The organism is Luteolibacter luteus (genome assembly GCF_012913485.1).
GTDB lineage: Bacteria > Verrucomicrobiota > Verrucomicrobiia > Verrucomicrobiales > Akkermansiaceae > Haloferula > Haloferula lutea.
This window is the reverse complement of record NZ_CP051774.1, coordinates 1,268,919-1,292,556: the sequence shown is the minus strand read 5'-3', so window position 1 is coordinate 1,292,556 and position 23,638 is coordinate 1,268,919. Positions and strand designations below refer to the sequence as shown.

The window sequence follows — 23,638 nt, the reverse complement described above, 5'->3', positions numbered from 1 at the left end:
CCTTTATGAGAACACTGCTACTGACACTGTTGTTCGGCCTCGGCTCCTTGCTGCATGCCGATCCTCCTCCGGTTGCGCCTTCCTCGCGGATGGCGAACATGACCGATGTCGCCACCCGGGTTCCCGTCAACTACAAGCGGCAGGGTTGCGCCGCGGCGTGGGACAGCGAATCGACCAACCGCTCATCCAACCTCATCACCCTCTGGACCGATCTGACGGGGAATGGCAAGGATCTCACCCAAAGCGACAATGCCAAGCGGGCGACCTATACCAGCCGCGGAGCGGAGCTGAAGCTCGGCGGATCCTACGACATCACCGGGGGGCTAAGTGTGAACTATCGATCGTTCACCGTCATCGCGATCTTGGCCACCAACCGCACGGTGGAGCAGTGGTCGAACAACGGCTATTTCTTCGAGATCCCGAGCGGCCCGGTGGTGCAATTCGGGGCTTTCAACACAACCTACTCGAACCCCACCGCCTACGCTCCACCACCTCTCACCCGGACGGCGGGCTATAGCGCTTGGGCTGTCAGCGGAAGTAGCACGGAAGTGAAGACCGTCGTCAATGGGACGGCTCATACCGGACCAGCCTTCACGGCCGGCACTGGTACGCTGAACCGTCTCTTCTCGAACGCTGCGGGAAGTGGAGGGGCAATCCCACCGATCAAGGCGCTCTATGTCTTCAACCGGTCGATGCCCGAGGGCGAAATTAACGAGATCATCGCGACTCATGGCGTCACCCCGGACAATTCGCCGGCGCTTTACATCGGGGGAGATTCCATCCAGCTCGGCACTGGAGCCACGACACACGATAAGACACTCACCGCCCGGCTGGCCAAGGACCTCGGGGCCAGCGTGGCATTCTTTCCCATCGGCGGAAAGACGATGGCCACGATGGCCTCCACCCCCGCGTCGCAGATCGTGCCGGTGCCGGGGAAGCCGACCTATGTGTTCATCATGGGGGGCACCAATGATGCCGCCAGCGCGACCGGGACCGCAGCGAGTGTGAGCAGCAACACGCAAGCCTTGATCAACTCTTGGCGGGCGGCGGAGCCCAACGCCATCATCGGGCTCGGCTCGGTCCTGCCTCGCAACAACTTCTTCTCGGGTGGCGTGACGCAGGGCAGCTTCGCGGCCGACCGTGCGACCATCAACAGCAGCTTCTCGGCAAACTGGAATGCCTGGGGCTGCAACTTCTATATCGATTTCGGGGGCCTCGATGCGGATGCCGATAATCTCGCGCTTTACGGGGACAAGGTCCATCCGACCGATGCCCGCTATGCGACGATGGCCACCACCGCCGCCGCGATCTTCCGGCAAACCGCCGCGAGGCCGGTCACCCTGGGTGGAACCGGCAGCTCTACGGGATCCATCACTGGCACCGGGGCGCTCACCTTGCAGGCGGGCGGAACCAATCAGTCGGCTCACCTGCTCCCGTCCGGAACCGGATCGGTGAACCTTGGCAGCGGCAGTAGCCGGGTGATGCTGTCCCAGTCCTTCGGGAATACGCTTCTCTACTTCGGGTCCAATGCCGCGGCACCCTCCGCATCGAACTATGCCCTCTTGGACGATGGGGCCGGCACGATCGTCAACTCACCGGCGACGCAAGTTCGCTTCCGCATCGGAGGCACGGACCGTGTCTCGGTGACCTCAACGCAGTTGGTTTCAACGGGAGGCTTGCGGATCGCTTCCCCGGCGGTTCCTGCCACGGCAACCTCAACCGGCATCGCCGGAGACATCGCATGGGATGCGACCCACTTCTACGTGTGTACGGCGGCGAACACCTGGGTGCGGGTCACACTTGCTGCCTGGTAAGATTGCGGAAGCCCGCAGATTGGCTCTCCCACGGATCACTGGTCACCGATCACTTGGCACTCTTCCGATTCCGGTATTCCTCCCGCTTCCGCGCCACCTCTGCTTCGTACTTCTGCAGCGCCGCTTGCATCTCCGCAGGCGGCGCTTTTGTTTCCCCCTCATCCGGCAGGAAATCTTCCCGCTTCCACGTCCGCTTGCCGCCGGCCAGCAGATTGCAAAGCAGGGCGTAGAGGTCGCACCACGGGACGTAAGAACGCCGCTCCCGCGCTTCTACCTCGCGCAAGAGCAGCTCGCTATCTCCGAGGTCAAGATCCTCGAATTCCTCCCTGCGGAGCCCGGTGGCGACGTGGAGACGCGCCCAGAGCTCCGTCAGGCGTTTCCCGAGGAGTCTCCGCCGAAGAAGTCCTTGGTTGCCGTCAGCATCTCACCGACGTCGAACTCTTCGACCTGCTCCTTGCTCGGTGGGCTATCCCACTTCCTCGAACCTTCAAAGGTGATGTCCGTGAGGAAATCAACGGTCGCCATCTTCGGCGCGTCGTCACCCGGGTTGAGCAGGTTCTTGATCTGGTGCTTCTCCTGAAGTTCCCGGATCTGCTTTGGCGTGAGTTTCAGTTTTTGCATGACCCCCGAACGGTAAAGCGGACAGGCCCGCCAAGCCTCTCCGTGAACCATCAATTCGCCCCGTTCATCCCCGGGACCGCGGAGCCTCCGGCCCGCATGCATTTCTCCACGCTTACTAACAGAAACGGCCGCCCCACTACGGAGCGACCGTCCTGTCATGCGCGGGAAAAAACCCTAAAACCCGCGCGCGAATCAATGGTGTCCGTAGTAGTCTTCCGGGGCGGCGATTCCCGCGGGCAGGACCTCGGCGGCAATCTGGTTGCCCTCCTTGTAATACTCGCCGGTCGGCTCGATCCCGATCGTGCGCTTCACCGTCTCGTTGGGGGTATACTCGGGTTCTCCGATCTCCTTGACGGTGGCATGGACCATGACGCCGGTGCCAAGATCGTTCGGATGGACGATCCGCCAGAAGGTGGCCGTCTCGCTCTCGAAGTCGTCGATGAAGAGGTGATGATTCTCGTCGTTCTCATTGCCGGCCACGCCGGCAATGATGATGACCGAAGCCGGCGCGGCGGTGATGCCGGTGGCGGTCCCGGTCGCAATGGCGATGTTCGCCGTGAGGTCATTCGCGGCCGGATCCTTCTTCTTGAGCTCGAGAAAGACGCCGTCACCCTGGACATCCCAGATCGCGCGGACATTCGCGGCACCGGCATGGTTGCGGAGATAGCTGCGGATCTGCTCGATCCACGCGGCCGGAGCTCCAGGAGTGACCGGAACGTTCAGGCCGAGCGGGGAACCGGTCATGCCCGCGGCGGTGATCGTCACCAAGGCATTGCCACCCACGGTGATGACGCCCGCACCGGTGGCGCGGAGAACCTGGTGCACGCCTGCAGGATAGACGGGGTTCCATTTGATCTCGACCGAGATGTCCCCGATCTCCTTGGTGCCCGGGCTCTTCTTCTTGAAGTCGTTGCCGCCTCCCGGCGCGCAATCGATGGTGAGGTCTTCCTCGACGGTTTCGCGGGAGAGGCTGGGGCCGCTCATCGAAACGCGGGACGCGACGCGATCCCAGGTGACTCCGTTGTATCGCTCAAGCTTGGTGCAATTGCCTTTCACGCCTCGCACCGTGTCAAAGGCCGATGGAAGCGCCTACGATCGGCGCGCCCCGTTCGATTCATTCACAAGGTGCGAATGTGAATTTCGAAATGAACTGTGGACATGGGCTTCGATCGCAGGTCTATTGACAGAACGAAGCCGAAACAGGTTTCGCTACATGTCTGACCAACCCATCTTGCGGGAAGGCCCTCAACTATGCAGTATCGGAGAAGGAGTTCCCTCCTCCCTTTTGCCGGAGTGGACGCTTGTTTATCCATCTCACAGTTTCATCGTACATTTCAAGCCATCCATAGACGGCAGCGTGGTGACCAGCACCACCCTTCCCCAATCGTGGACATTTCAGCTTCACTGCTTGAGTTCGGGGCCGAGTGAGCCCCGGGAGTTCTGCTGGATTAGAATTGACTGAAGACCTCTTGATTTACCTCCCCCGGCGAGTGGGGGTTCCTTCGCCAACTCATGACGGTGGGGGAATCCCTAGCGTTTCCTCAGATGGAACTCGATCACACCGAGCGCCCCATAGTCCTTCGTGCCTGGGTCGAAGGTATCGGCCAACTCACCCCAGGCGCTTCCCTCGATGATTTGCCCTCCGCCGATCGCCACCGGCTCCATGCCCTCGAACTTCTGGCGGAAGGCTTCGCGCAGGCCGTTGGCCGACTTACGGGACGGCCCGTAGATCCGGATTTGATAGGCCAAGGTTCCATCCCTCGCCGGGCCTTCGTCGACCGTCGGCTCTCCAACGGAGCTCACAAGCTGATAGACAAGGCAGGGATTGTCGGTCCCTTCCTGCGCTACATCCGGAAAGATCTTGCCCTTCAGTTCGTGCAGCGTGCCCTCGGCATTCACCGTGGCAACAAACCATTTCAATAATTCAATCGAATCCATTTCAATCTATGTGCTCAATCAATTCTCGAATTTCCTATCTCACAGCCCTTTTGCCTGCCGCTCGATCCCTTCCTCCAACGCCTCTCTCACGGCTTTCAGAACGGCATCCGAACGACCCTGCAAGGCCGGCTTCAAGAAGGGCTTTGCCGGATGAAACTTCGTCCCGAGTTCTTGGAACCGATAATATCGCTCCACCGCATCTGGATAATAAGGCTTCCCCTTGTTTCCCCCTCGATGGGCCACCCGGCCGCTCGCCTTCAATGCCCCTCGGATTGTGACCTTCACGCCGAAGAGACCCTTCGAAGGCTTGGAGCTGGCACGATGAACAAGGGACTTTCGTAACGATCCGGTGCGCACCGGCACTTTCTCTTTCGCCGCATCGACGAGGATCTTGCCGCCCGCCCGCACGGCGGCGCCGTAGACCTTCTTTTGCAAGCGGGCATCGAGCTTCGCGGCCCGCGCCCGAAGCTCCTTGAATCCCTCGACTTTGATCTGGGTGGCCATCAGGCGAAGAACCAGCGGCGATGGGGCTTGCAGAGGTGAAGGAAGCCCATCGGAACCTCTACCGCCGAGACGCCTTGCCCGATCAGGACCGAGCTCCGGTTCTCGTAGTAGTGCCCAAGGAGGAAGAAGCAGGCCACCTTGAACCAGGCGGGAAGCTTCTCTCCGAAGCCCGCATTCCAGGTGACCTTGTAGCAGCTCCCGGAAACGTGCCCGGCGAGGTGGGAAAGCTCGATCCGCTGCAACTCGTCTCGGGTGCCGGAGAGGGTATACTCGCTTTCCGGAATCGGCTGCCATGCCCCTGCCGCGTCCTTCTTCTCAACGCGGATGATCGACTCGACCGGATACATAAGCGCGAATTCAGCCAGTGGCGTCGCCGTCTCGTGCTCCCTCTCGAGGACACCGGCAAGGCCGATCTCCTGCAAGGTGCGGTCAATCGCCGCATCAAGGAGGAGCTCGATCAACTCGTCATCGAAGTCGTGCTCAACCCGTAAGTGCGACTTGGCCGCGGTCAGGGGAATAACAGGCTTGGCCATCTCACTCAGGGGTCTGCTCTTCAGGTTGGCCGCCGGCATCCGGGAACACTGGTGCCGACCCATCACCACACATGGCAGCGACGGCCATTGACGGCGTCACCAGGCGGTTCCGTTCAAGGTCGCCATCGGTTTCCTGTGGAGGGCGGACACTTTCTTCCACCGGGGGCTTCTCTTCCACCGGGGGCTTCTCTTCCACCGGGGGCTTCTCTTCCACCGGGGGCTTCTCTTCCACCGGGGGCTTCTCTTCCACCGGGGGCTTCTCTTCCACCGGGGGCTTCTCATTCCCGCTGTTAGAATGATCCTCAAGATTCACACCCTTTTCAGCGGCGAGCGCTTCGAGCGTAGCCCGGTTCGGGCTTCCGGTGACTTCGTGGCCGGCTTCTCTCAGCCGATCGATGATTTGTTTGTTGGTCATATCTTGAATGGAGAAGGGCCGACCGGTTTCCCGGCCGGCCCTGGTGTGCGTGTCGTACTTGGAAGGGTAGCGATTAGGCCTGATTGCCGCGGGCGATGTAGCCGTTGTATTTGATTCCGGCACCCCAGCGGCAGTCGCCTGCGACGGCAATCATGCCGTTGCCGAAGAGGAAGTGAGAACTCGTCTTAACGACGAGGCCTTTCCGAATGGCGATCTTGTGAGCCTGCTTGAAGTTACCGAAGAAAGCGGTGTTGTTGCCGGTGCCCACGGTGTCAAGGCGGCTGGAGACTTCGTAGGGAGAGCCATTGATCATCGAGGGCTGACCGACGATGAGATTGGGCTGCCAGAGCGGGCGGCCGGTCGTGTCCTTCAACAGCAGCGCTTTCGTTTCGGCGTCGGAGCTGATCACATAGACGCCACCGCTGCGGGCCTCCGGAACCACCGCCTGCTTGAGCTTGATGAAGTCATCGGAGCTGACAGCCGCGGCGGCACCGAAGGTGACCACCGGGACCACCGTGCTGTTCATGGTTCGGATACCAGGGCATACGCGGCCGGCGAGGGTGATGGTGATACCGCTTCCGGCTTGGTTGAAGAACGCCGTCTGTCCACTCGTGCCCTTCCAGCCGTATTCCTCGATGGTCTGGGCGTAAGAGCGGCCCCACACTTCGCGGAAGGCACTCTGCAGTTGCGAGGCATCTTCCATAAGCTCTTGGGAGACGGGAAAAAAGCCTCCGTAGTTGAAGATGTCGATCTGCTTGCTCGAGAGTGCAGGCTCGTTGAGCGTGTAGGCTTCAGCCTCTTTGCGGGGACCCATGACGCCGATTTCCCCGATAAAGGGAATCTGGTCCTTGAGGGAAGACGTCATTTCCACCGCAGAGATCCGAAGCAATGGGCAAAGCGCCGCTGCCTCCATCAAGATCGAGGTTTCGATCGTGGTGGGGATCAGAACTCCACCGGTGGACGGAGATACCGTGGTGAGGTTCTTGAAGCGGCTTGGATCGATGCCCTGCGCCGTGAATCCGCCTTGGCTGAAGTTGAGGAAGTTCTCCAGATATTCGTCCGAAGCATGCGGAAGCCTGGAACGATCAGACAGGCCGAGCTTGTCGGCGGTGTCGTCGTCTTCGGCCTCCGACAGGTTCAGGGCCTTGAGCATCGCGCGGTCGGTCGCGATGGCTTGGTTAAGCACGTTGATCTCGGTTCCGAGATTCGCGTGCTTCGTGAATTCCTCGGCAGTGAAAGCACGGTCCTTGCCGCCCTCTCCCTTGCCTTTGGTGGAGTTGACCAAGTCTTCGTAAGCACTCAGCAGCGGTGCGAGGCCGGACTTGTGATTCTCAATCGAGCGAAGGATGTCGTTGCGATCCATATCCCGAAATTCGGGACTGGAGCGCAATTTTGGAATGAGTCGATGGTCGCATTCAGCTCATTCAGCACCTACGGTAACGAGGATGTTGACTATTTGTCGGGCGAATCTCCGTTGGAATTCAGTTCCGACTCTACGGCACGAGGTATAAGTCTGAAAATTCGGTTGTGAATCCTTCCCTTCAACCCTTTGTCGATCTTGTCCTTGAATTTTGAGGGGATAGCCGGCGCAGAGGCTGCCAGATCGTCCATCCTTCCTTTGATGTCTTCCAATGCTTGCCTCATTTTGTCCCCGTCTGCGGGGGGGAGAGTCTTTAGCAGCTCAAGGGCTCTCCGGATCGCGCCATAAGATGCGCCCGATGCTTTGTGTTTAGCAGCGCGGTCCGAGAGATTTAGAAACGTCTGGAGCGCTGCTACAACGGCAGAAGCCATGCTGAGTAAGCCGAGCCCCAACCGAATTTGCGCATCAACCCCATCTTTAAAGAAAGATGCACCTACGGCAGTTGAAAGAATGATTGCAGGTATTCCGAACCAAAAGTGCCGACTTTCAAGTTTTGATCCGTATTCATAGTGCGCCTTTTGGCTCTCTCGGCAACGACGGAACCAATCCGTCATGAGTAATTCAACATCCTCTGAGTCTTGGGCCATCACGTCGGCAGGTGAGCAGTTATCCGCAATCCTGTCTATTTAGAAAGATCGCTACAGCCTCGCATAAGTTCTCCCTTCACTAATGACGGCTACCAGATTGTTCAGTAGTGACCTCGACATACATGCCGTTGGTCCCCTCGATCTCCGCCCATCCAATGACCTTCCATACAGTCTCGGGAAAGTCGGTCCGCTTCAGCTCGACCAAGCGATCACCCTCCTTGTAGAGGGAGCAGAACGGCCGCGAGCGCATCTGGAAAACCATGGTGCGCCGCTCGGTGTCCCGATCGGCAATGACCTGCTCGGTGCGCGCGCGCGAGGTGACCGGCTTGCGGCGGGCTGCGCACCCTCCGAGCTTCAGCCATGATTCGATGGGTTGGCCCGTCTCGTCCGCGGAAGTGGTCTGCCGCTCGAAGCGGATGCGCTGGTTGAGGAGTCCCGGATTCATCAGTCCATGGTGGATTCTTCACCGCCACCTTCGGCTTTCTCCCGGATCGCAGCGGTGTTGTCGCGGAGAGCCTCCGCATGGTCCACGATGGCGGCAGTGAGATTGCGCACCTCCTCGAGCAGTTCGGCGAGCTGATCAGAGTCCATGGGACAGGCGGATCTTGGCGATGAGATCGGCGGCGGCGGCGACGTCTTCCACCGTTCCTCGGTGCTCGGGTTCCGGTGCTGGCGGGGGCTCTTCGCCCTCTTCCTCTTCCTCTTCCTTTGGCTTGGCGAGCATCGCGGCGGTATCGGGGAGCTCGTAGTCCTCGGGGAGCCAGAGGGCCCTGGCCTTCGGCGGAGAGAATTTGGCAGCGGCAAAGCCCGCGGAGATGGCCTCGTCGGCGGAATACCAGGTCTCTTCATCCATGGCAGCGGAAAGCGCGTCACGGCCGAGCTTGGTACGGCTCTCGTAGGTATTGAGGATGGCCGCTTTGATCTGGTCGAGGACCTCGGCCTGTTTCCGCATGACGTCCGAATCTCCCCAGGCAAACACGCTGGGATTGTGGATCATGACCATGCCATTCTCGGCGATGTTCACCGTGTCGCCGGCGAGGGCGATGACGCTGGCAATCGAGGCGGCGATGCCGTCGATGTGAACGATCACGTCGGCATTATGGTCCGCCAGCAGGTTGAAAATGGCAACGCCTTCGAAGACGGATCCACCCGGGGAGTTGATGTGAAGGTGGATCTCTTCGGCGTCGCTGTCGGAAAGCATCCGCTGAAAGGTCCGTGCATCATTGCCGGTCCAGTAGGAAACCGCGTCGTAGAGATACATCCGCGCGGATTTCTTGCCCTTGGCCGCGGCGACGTTTTCGAAGGACGGAAGCACGTTGTCAGGACGGGAAGCCCTCTGCTTCTTCGTGAGTTTGCGGCCCTCGAGCGTGGCGAGGATCGCGTTTTGGTCAAAGAGGATGGGGCGTTTCATGGCTTTGGTTCTTTCGGTTTGGCTCCGGGCTCTTGGCTCTCTGCTCCGAGCTTCTCCAAGGGCACATGGTTGATCGGGAAAAGGAGCTGGTCGCCCCCGGGAAGGGGCGGGCGATCCTCCAAGGCCCGGCCCTCGTTGGGCGTCATCAGCCCAGAGGAAATCTGATTCTTCATGGCCTCGGAGCGGCTCTGCAGGTCACCGCGAAGCAAGCCGTCGGCATTGTGGCGGAGATAAAGCCCGGCACGGCGGTCGCCCTCGGTGAGCAGGCACTGGTTCAAGGTCGCCTCAATGCGCGTGATCCACGGAACCAAGGTGGCAACGTAGAACTCCCGGGACAGGTGCTCGATGTTGTTGAACGTGGCCCGGTCGAGCTTCTGGATTTTGTGCGGCGGCACGTTGAAGATCCGGCAGATCTCCGCGACCGTGAATTCCATGTTTTCGATGAACTGCGCATCGCGCATACTCATCGTCACCTGGTGGAACTTCATGTCGCCGCCTTCGAAGATGGCGATGCCGTCGCCGCTCACCGAATCACGGTAAGCCTCACCCCATCGGCTTCGCACCTGTTTCGCCTGATCGGTGTTTTTGAAGACGGTTTGCGCGGTGATGATGCCCCGAAGAGGCTGGCCGCTCTCCGCCGAGGTCTTGCCGTAGCGCGCCAGGGCAACGCCGGCGGCCGTGGAAAGGCGGCAATGCTTGATCGGGTTGATGCCCTCGATGCCGTCGCCGGTGAGGGCTTTGAAATGGGCGATGTCGGGCCGGTAGAAACGGCCTTCGGGAACCTTAAATTGATTGGTCCCGACGTCGTAGGCGACCCTCCTAGCATCGGTGAGCGAGGTGGCAACCGATCCGAGGGGCAGGGGAAACATCTCGCGGACAAAGCCCCCGCTCCAAAATTGGCGGGAGTGAGAGTTTCCGCGGAGGATCACCTGGTAGAGCAGGGCCTCGCGCAACTGCGGCCAAGTCATCGCCTCATTCGGGGCATCGCCGAGCAGCCCGGCAAGCCGGTGCGTGGTTTCCCTTTCCCGGGTCTCCCCATTCTGGCGGAAGAGCTGCAAGGGCATCGCCGCGATCGAGGACGCAATGACCGCCACGCAGCCATAGACGGCCGCGAGTCGGTCCGCCGCGCTGGATGCATCGTCGTTCCCCCACATTCTCCGCCAGTCCGATCCCATCCCCAAGGTGCCAGCCTCAGGAGCCGATTCGGATCCACTCTCCACCGGCACGGCAGGAGTGTTTGCGGAAGCCATGATCGCCTCCCGGGCCTCGTCGAATCTCCGGATCACCTTCCGAGGTCGCCAAAGAATGAACTCCTATTCGAGGCAGACGGAGCGTGATTCGACTGATTCAGCAGTCCGGATCATCCTGATATTTGTATTGGCAACAGAGGTCGCTGTTATATACGTCGGATAGTTCGATGACTAACTCGCCTGATTTGATACCCCTCTCTCAGAAGGAAGCGGCACTTCGTGAATTGTCCGAGGATGATTTTCGCGATCAGCTGATTCGACCTTTGTTTCTTCGCAAAGGCTTTGTTCATGGAGAGGAAATGTGCGGCAATGATGAGGAAGGGAAGGACTGCTACTTCACGACGGTGGATAAAATGGGCGTCGAAATGATTTACGCTGTTCAGACCAAAACGGGTAATCTCAATATGGCTTCTGACGCTTCGAAGAACCTGCTCAATGCCGTCACCCAGATGAAGATGGTGATGAACACAAGCGTGGTTAATACGAAAACAAAGGTTAAGAGTAAGCCGAGTGTTGGGATTTTATGTGCCAGCGGGAAGATTAACCAGGCGGCTCGAAAGTATATTGCTCAAGAGGTAAAGGAGGTCAATTTGCGGTTTATGGATCACCATGAGATCATCAATGACGTTGATGCTCTTTATCCCGAATACTGGGTCGGGATCTCGGCCAAGCGAAATCCCTACCTGGTAGCCCTTTACGAGGAACTTGATGCTTCAAAAGACGAGCTCTCACTGGTAAATATCTTGGCAGATCTTGAGTTGACCTCTGCGGTGAGTGAGGAGGGGTATGCCAACTTGAGATTATGCAGAACCTTCATTAAGCACGAGAAATCACATGGTAAACTAACCCAGAAACCAGATTTCGAGGAGATTTCTGGTGTCGCAATACTTTCTAGGAGAAAGCAACTTTTGCTTATTAAGGGGGATGGCGGGTTCGGCAAGTCGACCCTTCTTCGCAGGCTCGCAGAGATCGAAAGTAAAAGGACGGTCGGAGGGCACGGGTCGCTGGTGCCAGTTATAATGCGTTCCACATCTATTGTTGCGGATGATGCATCAATCTTAGAGATGGCCGCGGCTACCACTTCAAAAATTAATAAGAGCATGCGTGACGCCGGTTTCACGCAAAGCGACCTAAATGAAGGAAATGTTCTTCTACTAATCGACGCGTTGGATGAAGCATCCAGCGATTCGCAAAAGCAGCTGCTCTCTGCAAAGGTTGCCAAGTTTCACGCGGATTTTCCGAAATGTAAGATTGTGCTGACTACTCGACCGCATTCATTCATCGGAAGATGTCCTTTTCTATCGTCATTTGAAGAGTGGAATGTGCTCCCTCTGGAGATCAAGGAAGCTCAGAAACTGCTCAACATAGCCGCAAAGAATAAAGTCATTCCGGTGGAGAAGACCGCCGAGGTCTTAAGGCAGCTCAATCAGATTCACGGGATCGAAATAAATCCGTTGCTAGTGACGATCATGACCGCAACAGCGGATGCGCAGCGAAAAGACATCCCGGCCAATATTACCGAACTGTTTGCGAAATTCTGCGAGATCATGTTGGGTCGCTGGGATAGTAAAAAAGGCTTTAGCCAGCAGTTTGAAGGACCCCTAAAGCACCGGTTGCTCGGTGACCTGGCACTCTACATGCATTCGCAAGGTTTGACTTCAATTCCGGAGGAGGAATGTGAAGGCTACCTGCGACAACGATTGGAGAAGCTTACCGATTCGGGAGAAAAGATCGACGTTCTGCTTGAGGAGTTGGTTCATCGCTCCGGCCTGCTACGGATTGGGGAGAAGGGCATCGAATTCAGGCATCTCTTGCTCCAAGAATACTTTGCGGGATGTGCTATTAAGGACTCGATGGTAATCCTGCCATATATGGGTGACGAATGGTGGAGGAGGGTGATCGTGTTTTATTTTGGATCGAATCCAGATGATAGTGACGGGCTGCTCTCTACTGCGGTTGATTCTAAGCTGGTTACAGCAGGAGAAAAGTTTTGTGCTGCCGTTACAGTTGGCTTGGCCTCGCAGGCGTGCTACTTTGTTGACATTCCCGACCGTGTCGAAGTCCTGCATTGGGTTTGTCAAACGTTGGCAGGGAATCTCAATGAGAGTTCTTCTGATGCGAAGTATCCCTTGAATGAGTTTTTGGTAAATTACTTGATGGGGCGAGATGCTGTTGCTTCGGAAATCATTAAGCATCTGCTTTCAAAGGCGGAGAATGGCTGTGATCAGAGCGAAGTATATCATTTTTGGGTAACTGTTGGGCTAATCGAAGCAGGGAATTTAGAGGCCGCCTTTGGAAGCATCAAAGCGAAAAAGGTAAAAGATCCTCGGCTCTTAATCGCGCTATACATGGGTTCGTTTGCAACTTCAAAGGCAAGGATCACTTCAAAGGTTACCAAAGGGATCGCAGACGACATCTGCGAATATCTAGAGCCATATGTCGCACACCATCGGAAGGAATTGCTCAAAGAGTTCCGTTCAATCCTCCTGGAGGCCAGAGGCGGCAAGCTCGTTGAAGCGATATCCGAGGTGGATGTTGAGGTTGAGGCCTAGTAGTTAGACTACTGTGCAATGCCAGTCCCCTGCTAGTGACCCCCCGTATTCCTCCTCAATAGCGACACCAAGTCCCATTATCGCGGCAATAATGCCGTCAATGCGCTCCTCCGATTTGCTCTTGTCCGGCTTTATGTTGCCGTTGGCGTCGGTCTTCACGACGACATTGCCGGCATTCCACGCAAGGACCGGGTGACCGAAGTGGTTCAGCTTCGTTTCCTCGATCACCAGCCGCTCGAGCTCCTTGGCGAAGGGTGAGATGGTCATGATGCCCTGGGAGAAGCTCATCATGTTCACGCCCTCCTCCACGAGCGGATTAACGATCGAAGCGGCATAGGTCTTGTCGTAGCCGACGGCCCGCACGTCGTAGAGCCGGCAGTCATGCTCGATCTGGGACTTGATGTAACCGAAGTCCATGACCTCTCCCGGCGTCGGAGTGATGAAGCCCCGCTCCGCCCAGGTCTGATAGGGCACCTTGTCCCGCTTCGATCGGGTGATGATGTCCTCCGCCGGGCACCAGAAATGCGCGAGTAAGGTCCAGCGCTCGAGCCAATCCTGTGGCGGAAACACCCACACAAGCGACGAAAGGTCGCGGGTGATGGCGAGGTCGAGCCCTCCATAGCAACGCAGGCCTTCGAGCTTCCGCTTGTCGAAATCGAGCCGGCATTTGCTCCACTTGTCGGAGTCGAGCCAGAGCGATGCCTGGTTGATCCAGATGTTCAGCCATTTCGTTTTGAGCTCCCGATTGATCGCCGGATCCGCCTTGGCCAGCGCGAGCTGGGACCGGAACTTCTTTTCATCGACCGTGACGCCATAAAGCGGGTTTGCCTTCGCCCAGGTGATCGGGTCCTCAATGTTGTCGCCTTCATCGATCGTGAAGATGATGCCGAAGTAGTCATCACCCTCGCCGCCGTCCTCGCCCTTTAGGATCCGCTGGACGATGAGGGAGTGCGACCGGCCCACGGAATCCATATTGTGGCCCGCCGTGGTGATCATGAGGAAGAGCGGCTGCGACCGCGCACCTAGTGCGGAGTTCAGCACGTTCCAGAAGCCGGGAGTCGTCCAGGCGTGCGTCTCATCGGCAATCACGGCATGCGGGTTCAGGCCGTCGGTGGTGTCGCCCTCAGTGTCCCGGCCCAAGGGCTTCATGAAGGAATCCGCGGCGCCATACTCGATGATCGGCGGGTTCTTCCGGATATCGAAGGCCGCCTTGAAATCGGGATCCTTGCTTTTCTCGATCAGGACCCGGGCGTCGCGGTGAAGGATCATCGCCTGATCCTTCTTCGTGGCCGCGTTGTAGACCTCGGCCCCGCCCTCGCCATCGGCACAGAGCATGTAGAGCGAGATACCAGCGGCGAGCAGGGTCTTGCCGTTCTTCCGGGGCACCTCGATGTGCGCATACTTGAAGCGCCGCAGACCGCTATCGACCCACTTCCAACCGAAGATGTTTCCGATCACGAACTTCTGCCACGCCTCGAGCGTCATCCGCTGCCCGGCCCATTGGCCCTTGTAGTGCCGGAACGCCTGGATGAAGGCGATCGCCCGATCCGCGGCGGCCACATCGAAGCGGATGTCTTTCCGCTCGAGGTCGCGGAGGAAGCGCTCGCATGCCAGCTTGACCCACCGGCAAGCCAGCCGGTCCCCGGCCACCACCTCCCGCGCGTAGTCGATCGCAGCGTGCTCAACCGCCGCCGGTGAGGAAGCCGCTGGGGCCGTCTTCTTTCTTTTCACGGGCTGGAGTTTTCACGTTCTTGATCGACTGCAGGGCGAGGGGAGTCATGCCCAGCGCCTTGGCCGCGCGCTCCATCGAGGCATTGGCCATCGAGAGCACCGTCATTGCCGGGTTCATGTAGCGGTTGCCGCTCTCGGAATTCTCCAAGGTCACCCCGAGGTCATGCAGCTCATCGAGCGCCATGTCCGCCAGCTCGCGAGCCTCGACATACTCCACAAGGATCTGGCGGTTCAGGTCGGTAAGGTGTCCCAGCTTCGCGAGTTCCCTCGCAAGCCGCTCATACTCCTTCTTCGCGCCATTTCCTCCGCGAATCCCATCCGGGGCCTTTTGTACCAACGGCGAAAGCGCCCCGGCCATGCTGGCAAGGTTCTCTTTCGGCTTCGTTCCGCGCGCTCCCATCGCGCCGAATGTGCCGGTTAGAATCTCCGAAAAAAAATCGGTTGACCGTATTTTCGCCCCGTTGACCCCACCCCCCTCAAAACTCACAGAGCGATTAAATTGGGTTGGGCGCGCTCTCCTGAAAGGGGGATCGGGGAAATTCGACCCCCCCCCACCCCTTAGGATACCTTAGTGTTTAACTTATCTTAACCTCATGACGTTGCATAATACACGGTTCCGCAGGGCTATCAATAAAGGCAAATCATTCACTAAGATAAGAAATCAAAGGACTTATGACCATGCTTGGGCAGCCTACTCGCGGCGCTACCTTGCACGAAATCCGATCTGTTACTGTGACAAGGTGAGAGTGTGGAGAGAGGGAGAGGAGTCCTCAGCCGCGTTCGGTCCGCCCGGTGCTGTGGCTCCTGCTAGCCACACCGACCACGTGCGACCGATGAGCATGGGAGGGCTCAAGTATGACCCTGCAAACCATCAGCCGCTGTGCCACTCTTGCCACTCGAAGAAGACCGCGAAGTGGGGTTGAAGAGTCTCTCCTAAAGTGTGTTAGAGACCTTCGCTTTATCGGATCACAATCGGAACAACGATGAGAGATCCTTGATAAATCAAGTGCCGGGAACAGGACTCGAACCTGCACGCCTTGCGGTGCCTGAACCTAAATCAGGTGCGTCTACCAATTCCGCCATCCCGGCATTGTTCAATCTTTTGGTCCAGCAAGGGTGGCGGCTGCCCTTCAAATCGAAGATAAGTCGTCACGGATGCTCGGGGGTTTTGTAACCCATGGAGGAGGGGGGGAAAGCGAAAAGAGCGCAGGGAGGATAGGCCCCTTGGCGGGCTGCGACGTCCGGCCGGTGAAATCCACCGGAAATGTCACCCATTTCGGGTGCCGGTGTTTCTTGCTAGATCGCTGGCCGGCTGGGCGTTCTGATGGCCGCATGACCCGTCTCCTCTGCATGGTGCTATTCTGTCTGAGTCCTTTGGCAAAAGGGTCGGGGCCAACCGTGGTTTTTCTGGGAGACAGCATTACCTACGATGGCCGCTGGGCAGCATGGGTGGAATCGCAGCTGAGGCATGACAATTTTTATGCCGAAGGCGAGATCATCAATGTCGGCCTTGGCAGTGAGACCACCTCCGGCCTGTCGGAGCCCGGTCATGCAGGCGGGCAGTTCGTGCGGCCCTGCATCCATCAGCGCTTGGACCGGGTGCTTGATGCCTTGCACCCCGATCTGGTGATCGCCTGCTACGGGATGAACGATGGGATTTACCAGCCTCTGGATGAAGGAAGGATGGACGCCTACAAGAAAGGCATGACGCTCCTGAAGGAGAAGGTGGAAGGGGCCCGGGCGCAGATCGTTTTTGTCACCCCACCGCTCTTTAATCCGGATAAGAATATTCCGGATCCTTCAAGTTACGACGGGGTTTTGGATGCCCAGGCGGCTTGGCTGAAATCGAACGAGGCCAAGGGTTGGAAAGTGATCGACATCCGTCCCGGTCTAAAGGCCGCGGTTGCGAGCGCGAGGGTGGCGAATCCGGGTTTCATTTACGCCGCGGATGGCGTGCATCCGGGCACGGAGGGACATCGCTTCATTGCGGATGAAATCGGGGAGGACTTGCTACCCCTTCTCGAACGGAAGGCGTTGCCTTTCGCCAACGCTGCCGCGTATCCGGTACTCTATCGCCGTGCCCAAGTCCTGCGGGACGCTTGGCTGAGCGAAACGAAGCACTCGCGACCCGGGGTTCCCGAAGGCCTGCCGGTAGCCGAAGCCAAGCGCGAGGCCGCGAAGCTGTGGCAGGAATACCGCATTGTGGACGAAGCACGGATTTCCGAGTGGTCGGGTTATGAGCGTCTGGACTTCAAGGTGGATGAACGTGACGCGCTGCTGGTGCGCCCCAAGCAGCCAGCCAAGGGAAATCCATGGATCTGGCGCACCGAGTTCTTCGGGCATGAGCCGCAGGCTGACCTTGAGTTGCTCGCGCGCGGCTACCATGTGGCCTACATCGATGTGCAGAACATGTACGGTGCTCCCGTGGCGATGAGGCACATGGATGCGCTCTACGATCAACTGGTGGGGGCGCAGGGGCTCTCGAAAAAGGTCACGCTGGAAGGCTTCAGCCGCGGCGGGCTCTTCGCATTCAACTGGGCCGCGCTGAACCCGGAGCGGGTGACCGCACTCTATGTCGATGCCCCGGTTTGCGATTTCAAGAGCTGGCCCGGTGGGAAGGGCGTGGGGCCGGGTAGCCCGGAGGACTGGAAGCGCTGCTTGCAGGCCTATGGATTGAGCGAGGCAGAGGCGATGGCTTATTCCAAGAACCCGGTGGATCAGCTGGCCCCCTTGGCGAAGGCGGGAATCCCGGTCCTTGCGGTAATCGGCGATTCAGATGAAGTTGTTCCGGTGGCGGAGAACATCGATCTCGTTGAAAAACGCTACAAGGAACTCGGCGGGAAGATCGAGGTGATCCGCAAGGCCGGTGGCAAACATCATCCGCATAGCCTCCCCGACCCCAAGCCGATCGTGGATTTCATCACTGCTGCCGAAGCAAGGCAGTGAGAGGTTCCCGGTGCTTTTTTTGGACGCTGGCTCCCGCGTTGCTGAACTCCTGCAACGAGGATTCCTTCTTCGGGACCGGCGTTCCGCATTCCCGAGAAGATCTCAGCGATGTTGGGAGGACTTCTTCAGCATGTCAAAGGGCGTGCCGCAATACATGCAGCGGAAGCGCTGCAGGAAGAGGATCCCGAGGACCGCAGTGTTGCCGTGATTGAGAGGCGGCAGACGGAAAGCCTTGGTGTGTTTTACCGCTCCGGTGTCCAGCAGGGGTGAGCCCTTGCAGAGCGGGCAGCGTGCCGAGCGTCGCTTGAAGAACGAGACCAGCCAGGAGAACAGGCAGCCGACCAACGAGGCGATGAGGATCATCACCGATCCCTCCACGGGATTCAGGACAAGGATCACCGCACAGGTCAGGAAGGCGATGAGACAAAGATAGTGGATCACCGCGAAAAAGACCGCAACATTGAAGGGCCGCTTGTCATGGAGAGATCGGGCGCGGGAGGTTTGTTCAACGGCGACGGAGCGGGACGACATTTGCTTGAGAACCTTGAAGAAAGCCCATGAGTAGCGCGGATGCAAGGGACATGGCGCAGATTGTCATGGGAGATTTTCCCATCTGCCAGCCTTACTGGGCTTCCCGTGTCATCTTGGGGCCTCCTTGAAAGATATGCCCGGCCTCTCCGGCGGAGCGGCTTATCGGAAGAGAATGGGGATCACCAGGATGGCCAGGATATTGACCACCTTGATCATCGGATTCACGGCCGGACCGGCGGTATCCTTGTAAGGATCTCCGACGGTATCTCCGGTGACACTGGCCCGGTGGGCGATCGTTCCTTTCCCGCCGTGGTTGCCGTCTTCGATATACTTCTTTGCGTTGTCCCACGCGCCGCCTGAAGAGGTCATGGCAATGCCGATGAAGAGGCCGGTGACGATGGTGCCGACGAGCAGGCCGCCCAGGGCGATGGGCCCGAGGGCCGGGATCTTGGCCACCACGATGACGAAGATCAGCGGCAGGAGTGCGGGCAGGATCATTTGGCGGAGCGCCGCCTTCGTCACGATATCCACGCACTGCCCGTATTCCGGCGTATGGGTGCCATCCAGGATGCCCGGAAAGGCGGTGATCTGCCGCCGCACCTCCTTCACCACCGCCCCGGCTGCGCTGCCCACCGCATCCATCGCGTAGGCGGTGAAAGAGAAGGGGAGCAGCCCGCCGATGAAGAGGCCGATGATCACGCGCGGATCCATCAGGTCGAAGGTGAAGTCTTGCTCGAGGTGGACTTTGAGTTCCTCCACATAGGAGCCGAAGAGCACCATGGCGGCGAGGCCTGCGGAGGCGATGGCGTAACCCTTGGTCACGGCCTTCATCGTATTGCCCACTGCATCGAGCTTGTCGGTGACCTCTCGCACTTGGGGATCGAGGTCGCTCATCACGGCGATGCCGCCGGCGTTGTCCGTGATCGGACCGAAGGCATCCAGAGAGATGATGATGCCGGAAAGGCTCAGCATGCTGACCACTGCGATGGCGATGCCGTAGAGACCGGCTTCCGAATGAGTATACCAGATGGAGCCGACGATGCAGAGCACCGGCAGTACGGTGGCGTGGTGGCCGGTGCTGATGCCCGCGATGATATTGGTCGCGTGCCCGGTTTCGCAGGCTCTGGCTAGGCGCCGCACGGGTTGGTGCGCGGTGGAAGTGAAGTAGTTCGTGATGATGACCGTGGCGAAGGTCAGGCCAATGCCGACCAGCACGCAGTGATAGAGTTGTCCGGCGCCGACTGCCTTGCCTGCGAATTCCACCGCCTGAGGGAAGAGAGTGTGGGTCAGCGGCCAGAGTAACACGGAAGAGACAATGCCGCTGATCGCGACGCCGCCTACCAATGCCGGAGTCGCCCCGATCCTTGCGATGTTCACGAAAAGGATCCCGAGCAGTGCACCGAGGATCGAGATGCCGCAGATCAGGAAGGGGTAGACCAGAGGCTGCATGCTGTCCGTGGCCGAGGTCAGGTAGCCGACCAAGACACCGCCGATCAGGCTGACAGCGTAGGTTTCAAAGACATCCGCTGCCATGCCCGCGCAGTCGCCGACATTGTCTCCCACGTTGTCGGCGATGGTCGCCGGATTGCGAGGATCGTCCTCTTGAAGATTCTGTTCGATCTTGCCGACCAGATCGGCACCGACATCGGCCGCCTTGGTATAAATGCCTCCCCCGAGCCGGGCGAAGACGCTGATGAGCGAACTCCCGAGGGCGAGACCCACCAGCGAATCCACCGCTGCCCGCGGGCTTCCGGATATCTCGCGAATGAAGAGGAAGAAAATGCCCACTGAAAGGAGCCCGAGCGCGACAACCAACAAGCCGGTGACCGCTCCTCCGTTGAAGGCCACCCGCATGGCCGTATGGTAGCTTTTCGACGCCCCTTCGGCAGTGCGCACATTCGCCCGGACCGCGACCATCATCCCGATATACCCGGCTGCTAGCGAGCAAACCGCGCCGATAATGAATCCCAGCGCGGTCTGCCAATCTCGAAGCCAGAAGATCGCGATGAGAAGCACCACGGCAATCACGCTGATGGTGACGAGTTGCCGGTGGAGATAGGCCTTGGCACCATCTTGCACGGCCTTGGCGATTTCCTCCATGCGGGAATTCCCTGCGGGTGCGGCGAGGACCATCCGGATCAAGATAACGGCGGCGGCAAGTCCGAGGACACCGAAGGTCAGGGAGGTTCCGATGCCGTGGTCGGTCAGGAATTTCTGCACGAGGATGGAAAGGGGTTTGGTTCTCTTACACCATGGATGATCGGTTCTAACTGACAAGCTGAAAGCAGGACGAATCAAGCCATCCCGGGGATTCGTGCCTGCCCGGGGAAGATGCTGGTGCGGAGCAATCGCCTCGAAAGGGGAGCCAATCCCAATCTAACAAAAAAGCCCTGCGATCCACCAGGGATAGCAGGGCTTCCGTTTCAAGTTGTCCAACAGGAGTGCGGCGGGCCCGTTTGTTCGGGGCCTCGCCGCTAACCTTTGGGAGGCTGCCAATCGGGATACTTCTGCTGCAGTTCCCCGCGGTATTTCTCCGCCTCTGCCTTGTCGCCCTTGGCATCGAGCGCCTTGATGAGCTTTGAGTAGGCGAGTGGCTTGAGGACCTTGTCATTGTCGTCCAGCATCAGCACCACCACTGGAGTATACTCCGCGGCTGCCTTTGCGGGGTCATTCCGCTTCATCCAGATATCGCCGATCACGAGACGGACCTCGGAGTTCACGCGACCTTGAGGTTTGAGATCCTGGCATTGGCCGGCGATGGTTGCGGCTTCATCCAGGCGGTCCAGATCAAGGAGTGCCTTCGCCTTGTCCAGCAGGCCATCGCTCTTCCAGAAAAGATTGTCCTCCACGGCCAGGGCGTTGTCGATCGGACCGAGGGCCTCTTGAGCCTTGCCGTCCTTCAGCAGGGCCTTGCCGAGATAGCGCCAGGATTCCTTTGGAGTCACCCGCGGATCGTCCTCTTCCACGATCAACTTGTAGAAACGGGACGCTTGGCTGTAGCGCTCGGCGTTGTAAGCCTGCTGGGCAGCCCAGTCGATGAGCTGGTCGGGAAGTTGGTCGGCATAGTCCTCTTTGATCCCGCGATCAATGCCGTCACAGGTCGCATCCGGATTCTGAAGGCTCCAGTTGCCCATCGTGACGAGCACGCTGGCGTTCTTGCCGTAAATCTTTGGATCGAGATTCCGAGCCGCTTCGGCAAAGGGCAGGGCTTCCTTCACGGAATTCGACTTCATCAGGCCCCACGCCAGCCAGTAGTTCGCCTTGGCTTGTCGCGGCTTGCTCGCGCCGGGGACCTTCTGGAGGAAGGTCTGGTAGCGGGTAACCATGTCTTGGAGGTTGCCCTGCTGCTTGGCGAGATCGGCGGACTCCAGATAGGCGAGGGCCTTGTACTCGTCCTTGGTTTCCCGGGCGATGATCTGATCGTAGTCGGCCACTGCCTTGCCCAAGTCCCCGCTGTTCGTGTAGGCCTGCGCCCGCTGCATCAGAGCCTCGGGGATGCGTGGATCATCGGGATAGCTCTTGATGAAGTCGCTGAAGGATTGCATCGCCCCTTGCGAGTCGCCGGCGGTGAGCAGTGCGCAGGCTCGCTTGAAGAACAGACCGCGGCGGTTCTCCGCGGAGATCACCGAGGCATCGATCTCGTTGTAGACCTTTGCGGCTTCCTGCGCCTTCTTGGCATCCATCAGGGTTTCCGCCTTCATGAGAAGGGCGGTGTGGATCTTGGGATCGCGCGGGCGGTTTTTCTGATAGAGATCGAGGAAGGCATCCACCTGCTCCGGGACATGGCGTCCCTCGATGCGGTAGAAGCACATCAGGCGAAGGTAATTCGCTTCGAAGGCGTGGATGTTGTTAGGAAGCATCAGCTTCTCCACCTCGCGGAAGAGCTCGAGTGCTTCGACATTCTTGTTCAAAGCCATGTAGGACTTGGCGGCCAGCATCAATCGCAGTGCTTCCTGTTCGCCCTCCCCCTTTTCGGCACTACGGCGGAAGACTTCAGTGACGCCCTTGTAGTCCTTCCGGTCAAAGCGTGACGCCATCATCGCATACTGCGCGTCCGGCCGGTATTTCTCCATGCCTGCCGTGTTCAGCACGATCCCCAGATACTTGTCGGAAAGATCAGGCTGGCCCATCTTCGCGGCCACCATTCCGGCTTCCACGGCGGCGGGGCCGCGGACTTCGGGAGTGCTGCGGGACATCACCGCCTTGTCGAGCAGGGGCAGGGCTTCATCGAGCTTCTGCGCGCGGGCGAGCAAGCGCCCGAGACCGGCTTGGCTCTGGTGGATGAAAGGATTACCACCTTCTTGCTCGAGCAGCTTGCGATAGTAGTCGGTGGCCTCCCGGGTGCGGCCTTGGGCCTCGTAAGCCACGGCAGCGAAGTAGAAGCCCCGGTAGCGGTGTTCCGGCACATCCGCCAGCTCCGCCATCTTTTCGAAGAGGGGGGCGGCCAGCGCATATTGGCGGTTCTGATAGTGATCGACCGCCAGGCGGTTCGCGGCGGCGCTCGCGTAGCGTCCCTTGTTCCGGCGGTTCACCAGATTGTTGAAGCAGCGCTTCGCGTCGTCGATGCGACCGGAGGCATAGTAGCTCTCACCGAGATACCAATAGGCCGCATCGGAATTCGCGTGATTCGAGTACTGCCCGAGGTAGCGGGTCAGGACATCGATCGCACGGGCATAGAGCTCGAATTTCTGATCCGGGTTCGAGGCGTTCTTGGCCGACTCGAAGAGATTCCGACCGTGTTGATACCAGTCCTCGCCGGGATCTGCCTGGAGGGCCGGATCGACCGGTTCCGCTCGTGGCGGGGCTTCCTGGGCAAGCAGGGAGCCGGCGGCGGCAAGGCAAAGGAAAGCACGGATCTTCACAACAGGCGGAGTGTCGCGTAATGGCCGGGTTTTGCCAAGGCGCGGTTTAAACGTGGAATTCCGGGGAAAGCGTCACCGGAAGGGCGATCCGTGGCTTATTTTGCCGAAGGCCGCTGGGTCGCAAAGGAAATGTTCCAGATTCCGGCCTTCTGGCAGGTATCGATGACCTCGACGATCGTCTGATACTTGCAGTTCGCGTCGCCGCGGAGGCGGATCGGCTGGTTTTCGTGCTGCTTGGCGATTGCGGTCAGCTTCTCGCGGAGCTGCGTTTGGGTCATGGTCTGGTTTTCCACCACCACCTCGCCATTCTCCCGGACATTCACGATGATTTCGCCCCGGGCACGCTCGTTATCCGCCCCCTCCTGCGCACTGGGAACGGAGACCTTCATGTCCATTTCCGAACGCTGGAACTCGAAGCTGACCAAGAAGAAAATCAGCAGCTGGAACACCACGTCTAGCATGGGTGCCAGTTGCAGCTCCGCCGGGGGCAGCTTGTGATTGCGGAATTTCATCAGCGCTCAGC

General features: G+C 59.0%; 23 protein-coding genes and 1 tRNA gene. 4 read left to right on the top strand and 20 right to left on the bottom strand.

Annotated features, from left to right (window positions below):
- Nucleotides 1-5 precede the first annotated feature (5 nt).
- Complete coding sequence (locus HHL09_RS05300) at nt 6-1,814, top strand: SGNH/GDSL hydrolase family protein (protein WP_169453434.1); 1,809 nt, start codon at nt 6-8, stop codon at nt 1,812-1,814.
- 49 nt (nt 1,815-1,863) lie between these two features.
- Here the strand turns inward: HHL09_RS05300 and HHL09_RS05295 are convergent, their stop codons facing one another.
- The 13 genes from HHL09_RS05295 to HHL09_RS05235 all read right to left on the bottom strand — a co-directional run bounded on the left by HHL09_RS05295 (nt 1,864) and on the right by HHL09_RS05235 (nt 10,529).
- Complete coding sequence (locus HHL09_RS05295; protein WP_169453433.1) at nt 1,864-2,097, bottom strand: hypothetical protein; 234 nt, start codon at nt 2,095-2,097, stop codon at nt 1,864-1,866.
- Nucleotides 2,098-2,183: 86 nt separating this feature from the next.
- Nucleotides 2,184-2,435 carry a hypothetical protein gene (locus tag HHL09_RS05290; RefSeq protein ID WP_169453432.1) on the bottom strand — a complete coding sequence of 84 codons (252 nt, stop codon included), beginning with the start codon at nt 2,433-2,435 and terminating at the stop codon, nt 2,184-2,186.
- A 192-nt stretch (nt 2,436-2,627) separates the two neighbouring features.
- Entirely contained in the window at nt 2,628-3,491 is an 864-nt protein-coding gene (locus HHL09_RS05285) for a hypothetical protein (protein WP_169453431.1), read from the bottom strand.
- Between the two features lie 474 nt (nt 3,492-3,965).
- On the bottom strand, nt 3,966-4,373 hold the full coding sequence (locus HHL09_RS05280; protein ID WP_169453430.1) for a hypothetical protein: 408 nt from the start codon (nt 4,371-4,373) through the stop codon (nt 3,966-3,968).
- Nucleotides 4,374-4,412: 39 nt separating this feature from the next.
- Nucleotides 4,413-4,877, bottom strand: coding sequence for an HK97-gp10 family putative phage morphogenesis protein (locus HHL09_RS05275; protein ID WP_169453429.1), 465 nt, complete (start codon nt 4,875-4,877; stop codon nt 4,413-4,415).
- A complete protein-coding gene (locus HHL09_RS05270; protein WP_169453428.1) occupies nt 4,877-5,410 on the bottom strand; it encodes a head-tail connector protein in 534 nt (177 codons plus the stop codon). The genes HHL09_RS05275 and HHL09_RS05270 overlap by 1 nt, the downstream gene beginning before the upstream one ends.
- Before the next feature lies 1 nt (nt 5,411).
- Nucleotides 5,412-5,825 carry a hypothetical protein gene (locus HHL09_RS05265; protein WP_169452443.1) on the bottom strand — a complete coding sequence of 138 codons (414 nt, stop codon included), beginning with the start codon at nt 5,823-5,825 and terminating at the stop codon, nt 5,412-5,414.
- A 73-nt stretch (nt 5,826-5,898) separates the two neighbouring features.
- Nucleotides 5,899-7,188, bottom strand: a complete 1,290-nt coding sequence (locus HHL09_RS05260) for a phage major capsid protein (RefSeq protein ID WP_169453427.1) — start codon at nt 7,186-7,188, stop codon at nt 5,899-5,901.
- A gap of 89 nt (nt 7,189-7,277) precedes the next feature.
- Nucleotides 7,278-7,799: an SLATT domain-containing protein gene (locus HHL09_RS05255; RefSeq protein ID WP_169453426.1), complete on the bottom strand. Its 522-nt coding sequence runs from the start codon at nt 7,797-7,799 to the stop codon at nt 7,278-7,280.
- 112 nt (nt 7,800-7,911) lie between these two features.
- The gene (locus HHL09_RS05250) at nt 7,912-8,277 is read right to left on the bottom strand and encodes a phage head closure protein (protein ID WP_169453425.1); all 366 of its coding nucleotides are present in this window, start codon (nt 8,275-8,277) and stop codon (nt 7,912-7,914) included.
- The gene (locus HHL09_RS05245; protein WP_169453424.1) at nt 8,277-8,423 is read right to left on the bottom strand and encodes a hypothetical protein; all 147 of its coding nucleotides are present in this window, start codon (nt 8,421-8,423) and stop codon (nt 8,277-8,279) included. The genes HHL09_RS05250 and HHL09_RS05245 overlap by 1 nt, the downstream gene beginning before the upstream one ends.
- Nucleotides 8,413-9,243: a head maturation protease, ClpP-related gene (locus HHL09_RS05240; RefSeq protein WP_169453423.1), complete on the bottom strand. Its 831-nt coding sequence runs from the start codon at nt 9,241-9,243 to the stop codon at nt 8,413-8,415. Before HHL09_RS05240 ends, HHL09_RS05245 begins: the two co-directional genes overlap by 11 nt.
- Nucleotides 9,240-10,529 carry a phage portal protein gene (locus HHL09_RS05235; protein WP_169453422.1) on the bottom strand — a complete coding sequence of 430 codons (1,290 nt, stop codon included), beginning with the start codon at nt 10,527-10,529 and terminating at the stop codon, nt 9,240-9,242. The genes HHL09_RS05240 and HHL09_RS05235 overlap by 4 nt, the downstream gene beginning before the upstream one ends.
- Before the next feature lie 131 nt (nt 10,530-10,660).
- On the opposite strand from HHL09_RS05235, the gene HHL09_RS05230 reads away from it, so the two are divergent.
- Nucleotides 10,661-13,045, top strand: coding sequence for an NACHT domain-containing protein (locus tag HHL09_RS05230; protein ID WP_169453421.1), 2,385 nt, complete (start codon nt 10,661-10,663; stop codon nt 13,043-13,045).
- 3 nt (nt 13,046-13,048) lie between these two features.
- Here HHL09_RS05230 and HHL09_RS05225 read toward each other — a convergent pair whose 3' ends face one another.
- Both HHL09_RS05225 and HHL09_RS05220 read right to left on the bottom strand, forming a co-directional pair.
- Entirely contained in the window at nt 13,049-14,776 is a 1,728-nt protein-coding gene (locus tag HHL09_RS05225; RefSeq protein WP_169453420.1) for a terminase large subunit, read from the bottom strand.
- Complete coding sequence (locus HHL09_RS05220; RefSeq protein ID WP_169453419.1) at nt 14,727-15,176, bottom strand: phage terminase small subunit P27 family; 450 nt, start codon at nt 15,174-15,176, stop codon at nt 14,727-14,729. The genes HHL09_RS05225 and HHL09_RS05220 overlap by 50 nt, the downstream gene beginning before the upstream one ends.
- A gap of 193 nt (nt 15,177-15,369) precedes the next feature.
- Here HHL09_RS05220 and HHL09_RS26810 point away from each other — a divergent pair, with 193 nt between their 5' ends.
- The gene (locus tag HHL09_RS26810; protein WP_425491633.1) at nt 15,370-15,699 is read left to right on the top strand and encodes an HNH endonuclease; all 330 of its coding nucleotides are present in this window, start codon (nt 15,370-15,372) and stop codon (nt 15,697-15,699) included.
- A gap of 84 nt (nt 15,700-15,783) precedes the next feature.
- On the opposite strand, the gene HHL09_RS05210 is transcribed toward HHL09_RS26810, so the two are convergent.
- A tRNA-Leu gene (locus tag HHL09_RS05210) sits at nt 15,784-15,865 on the bottom strand.
- 243 nt (nt 15,866-16,108) lie between these two features.
- On the opposite strand from HHL09_RS05210, the gene HHL09_RS05205 reads away from it, so the two are divergent.
- Entirely contained in the window at nt 16,109-17,722 is a 1,614-nt protein-coding gene (locus HHL09_RS05205; RefSeq protein WP_169453417.1) for a GDSL-type esterase/lipase family protein, read from the top strand.
- Between the two features lie 102 nt (nt 17,723-17,824).
- Here the strand turns inward: HHL09_RS05205 and HHL09_RS05200 are convergent, their stop codons facing one another.
- The 4 genes from HHL09_RS05200 to HHL09_RS05185 form a co-directional block, all read right to left on the bottom strand.
- The gene (locus HHL09_RS05200) at nt 17,825-18,253 is read right to left on the bottom strand and encodes a hypothetical protein (RefSeq protein WP_169453416.1); all 429 of its coding nucleotides are present in this window, start codon (nt 18,251-18,253) and stop codon (nt 17,825-17,827) included.
- A 159-nt stretch (nt 18,254-18,412) separates the two neighbouring features.
- Nucleotides 18,413-20,473, bottom strand: a complete 2,061-nt coding sequence (locus HHL09_RS05195; RefSeq protein ID WP_169453415.1) for a sodium-translocating pyrophosphatase — start codon at nt 20,471-20,473, stop codon at nt 18,413-18,415.
- 254 nt (nt 20,474-20,727) lie between these two features.
- Nucleotides 20,728-23,115: a tetratricopeptide repeat protein gene (locus HHL09_RS05190; RefSeq protein ID WP_169453414.1), complete on the bottom strand. Its 2,388-nt coding sequence runs from the start codon at nt 23,113-23,115 to the stop codon at nt 20,728-20,730.
- A 95-nt stretch (nt 23,116-23,210) separates the two neighbouring features.
- Nucleotides 23,211-23,627 carry an ExbD/TolR family protein gene (locus tag HHL09_RS05185; RefSeq protein ID WP_169453413.1) on the bottom strand — a complete coding sequence of 139 codons (417 nt, stop codon included), beginning with the start codon at nt 23,625-23,627 and terminating at the stop codon, nt 23,211-23,213.
- Between the last annotated feature and the right edge of the window lie 11 nt (nt 23,628-23,638).